The organism is uncultured Enorma sp., from assembly GCA_905210055.1.
Classification (GTDB): domain Bacteria; phylum Actinomycetota; class Coriobacteriia; order Coriobacteriales; family Coriobacteriaceae; genus Enorma.
Window position 1 is genome coordinate 1 of record CAJLVH010000176.1, and the last position, 3,177, is coordinate 3,177.

The 3,177-nt window shown below is 64.6% G+C and carries 5 protein-coding genes; all 5 read left to right on the plus strand.

Annotated elements, in window-relative coordinates; genetic code table 11:
• Positions 1-701 (plus strand): 3-oxoacyl-[acyl-carrier-protein] reductase (gene fabG / locus QZ079_RS08790; RefSeq protein ID WP_297037483.1); only part of this gene is annotated, 701 nt, incomplete at its 5' end.
• An 83-nt stretch (positions 702-784) separates the two neighbouring features.
• Positions 785-2,026 (plus strand): beta-ketoacyl-ACP synthase II, encoded by a 1,242-nt coding sequence (gene fabF / locus QZ079_RS08795; RefSeq protein ID WP_297037484.1) that lies wholly within the window; start codon positions 785-787, stop codon positions 2,024-2,026.
• A 2-nt stretch (positions 2,027-2,028) separates the two neighbouring features.
• A complete protein-coding gene (accB, locus tag QZ079_RS08800; RefSeq protein WP_297037485.1) occupies positions 2,029-2,553 on the plus strand; it encodes an acetyl-CoA carboxylase biotin carboxyl carrier protein in 525 nt (174 codons plus the stop codon).
• Entirely contained in the window at positions 2,553-2,993 is a 441-nt protein-coding gene (locus QZ079_RS08805) for a 3-hydroxyacyl-ACP dehydratase FabZ family protein (RefSeq protein ID WP_297037486.1), read from the plus strand. Before accB ends, QZ079_RS08805 begins: the two co-directional genes overlap by 1 nt.
• Positions 2,994-3,005: 12 nt before the next feature.
• Positions 3,006-3,177, plus strand: a 172-nt coding sequence (locus QZ079_RS08810) for a biotin carboxylase N-terminal domain-containing protein (protein WP_297037487.1), incomplete at its 3' end; no start/stop codon positions are given.

Below are 3,177 nucleotides of genomic sequence, written 5' to 3' on the forward strand. Positions count from 1 at the left end.
GCGGCATCGGCCGCGCCGTCTGCGAGGAGCTCGCACAGGCGGGCTTCGACATCGCGATCGTCTACGCCGGGAACGAAGAGGCCGCCCGCGAAACCGCCGTCCAAGTAGAGAAGCTCGGCGCGACCGCTCGCATCTACCGGTGCGACGTGGCGGACGCAGAGGCAGCAACTGCGTGCGCAGAACAGGTGCTCGCAGATTTCGGCGGTGTCTGGATCCTGGTGAACAACGCCGGCATCACACGCGACACTCTGCTCGCCCGCATGCGGGAAGAGGACTTCGACCGCGTGATCGATGTGAACCTCAAAGGCGCCTACCACATGACGCGCGCGCTGACCCGCTCCTTCATGCGTCAGCGCGGCGGACGCATCGTCAACATGAGCTCCATCGTTGGCCTCATGGGCAACGCTGGACAAGCGAACTACGCCGCCTCGAAAGCCGGCCTCATCGGCCTCACCAAAGCATGTGCCCGCGAGCTCGCCTCCCGAGGAGTGACGGTAAACGCTATCGCGCCCGGCTTCATCGAGACCGATATGACTGGGCAGCTCGGCGATGCGGTGCGCGAGCGCTACGAGCAGCAAATCCCGCTTGGCCGGCTTGGACGGGCACAGGAAGTCGCGAAGCTCGTCGCCTTCCTCGCAAGCGATGCGGCCGCCTACATCACCGGCGAGGTCATCCGCATCGACGGCGGCATGGCGATGTAAGGCGCCCGCGCCGAGCAATCGCCCCACGGCTTATCACATTCGATTGCAACTACACACGCAGCGCAGGTAAAAGGAGAGACAGCATGGAACGCAGGGTTGTCATCACGGGCATGGGTGCCGTCTCGCCCGTTGGCCTCACCGCCCGGGAAAGCTGGGACGCACTCGTTGCCGGCACGAGCGGCATCGCGCCCATCGCAAACATCAGCACCGATGGCCTCAAGGTCACCGTCGCTGCCGAGGTCAAAGGCTTCGATGGAGCCGAACGCCTCGGTGAGGACGTTCGCCACAAAGACCTCAACGTGCAGTACGCGCTCGCCGCGTCCGATGAAGCAATGCAGGATGCCGGCTTCGATGATGCCGAAGATCTCGATCGAAGCCGCATCGGCGTGTACATCGGATCGGGGATCGGCGGCATGGCCTCGTACACCGCGGCCGTCGACACCATGCGCGAACGTGGGTTCCGCCGCTGCCCTCCGTTCATGATCCCCATGATGATCGCGAACATGGCCTCCGGAGAGGCGTCCATCCGCCACCATCTCACCGGTCCCACGCTGCCCGTCGTCACCGCATGCGCAACGTCCGCCCACACAGTGGGCGAGGCGTTCCATGCCATCAAGCATGGATACGCAGACGCCGTGCTCGCAGGTGGCGCAGAGGCCTGCATCGTGCCCGAGGCCATCGCCGGCTTCACGAACTGCAAGGCGCTCACGCGCAACCCCGATCCTGCGACCGCATGTCGCCCCTTCGATAAGAACCGCGACGGCTTCGTGATGGGCGAAGGTGCCTGCGTGCTGGTACTCGAGGAGCTCGAGCATGCGCTGGCGCGCGGCGCTCACATCTACTGCGAGGTCGCAGGCTACGGCAACACGGCCGACGCGTACCACATCACGAGCCCCGCACCCGATGCCGCGGGCATCACGCGCGCGATCCGCATCGCAATAGAAGAGGCGCGCATTGACGCGACCGAAGGCATCTACATCAACGCGCACGGAACCTCTACCAAGCTCAACGATGCTTCCGAGACACTCGGCATCAAGCAAGCGCTGGGAGAAGACGCTGCGCGCACAGCCCATATCTCTTCGACGAAATCCATGACCGGGCATATGCTCGGCGCAACCGGCGCACTCGAAGCGGCCGTGTGCGCCCGCGTGATCGAGGAGGGCGTCATCCCGCCCACCATCGGCTATTGCGAACCCGACCCAGACTGCGACCTGGACTATACGCCCAACCATGCGGTACAAGCACCCGTTCGCGTCGCGCTCTCCACGAACCTCGGGTTCGGCGGGCACAATGCAGCGCTGGCATTCAAGGCATACGAGGATTAACCATGAACATCGATTCTAGCAAGCTCAACGAGGTCGCTGCCCTTATGGAAAACCACGGCCTCACCCGTGTCCGGCTCTCGGAAGAGGACGGGCGCGTCATCGAACTCGAGCGCATGACCCCAAGCGCGCCCACACCTTCCGCGGCCATCGTACCCCCGCTCCCCCTTGCAGAGACCGCCATGGCCGCTGCACCCGCGCAGGAGGTCGCCGCGCCCACACAGCAAGATCCCGGCGCAGGGACGTCCCCTTCTGAAGACATCGCCTCCGCGGTACCCGTCACCGCGCCCATGGTGGGCGTCTTCTACGCCGCTCCGTCTCCCGACGCCGAGCCGTTCGTCGCCCTCGGCGACCATGTGAGGCGTGGGGACACGCTTTGCATCATCGAGGCTATGAAGCTCATGAACGAGGTCGTGGCGGAAACCGACGGCACCATCGTGGCCATCGATGCCGCCGATGGCGACCTTGTTGAATTCGGAGCCCGCATCATGGCCATCGAGCCCGATGCGAAGGAAGCTGGTGAAGCGTAATGAACCGTACCGAACTCGAGAACATCCTTCCGCACCGAGCACCCATGCTCCTGCTCGACGAGGCCGAGGTGGTGGACGGGGAAGCGCGCGGGCGCATCACCATCAAGGGCGATGAGTTCTTCGTCCAAGGGCATTTCCCCGGCAACCCCGTGGTTCCCGGCGTGATCCTCTGCGAGATGCTCGCGCAGAACTGCTGCGTGCTCATGGAAAGCGGTCTTTCGTGCGCGGGCGTGACGCCCTTCTACACGAGCCTCGACAAGGTGCGATTCAAGCATCCCGTTCGCCCCGGCGACACTGTTGAGCTCACGTGCCGTATCACGCGCTCGCGCGGACCTTTCCATTTCGCTCACGGTGAAGCGCGCGTCGCAGGCGAGCTCTGCTGCGTCGCCGACATGTCGTTCGCGCTCATGCCAGCGGATACCGGTGCCCAAAACGCCTAATTCGGAGGGCATATGTTCGAAAAGATCCTCATTGCCAACCGCGGCGAGATCGCGGTGCGCATTATCCGCGCGTGCAAGGAGATGGGCGTGCAGACCGTCGCGGTTCATTCCACCGCCGACGCCGATGCCCTCCACATTCGCCTCGCGGATGAAGCCTTCTGCATCGGCGGGCCGCGGCTGCAGG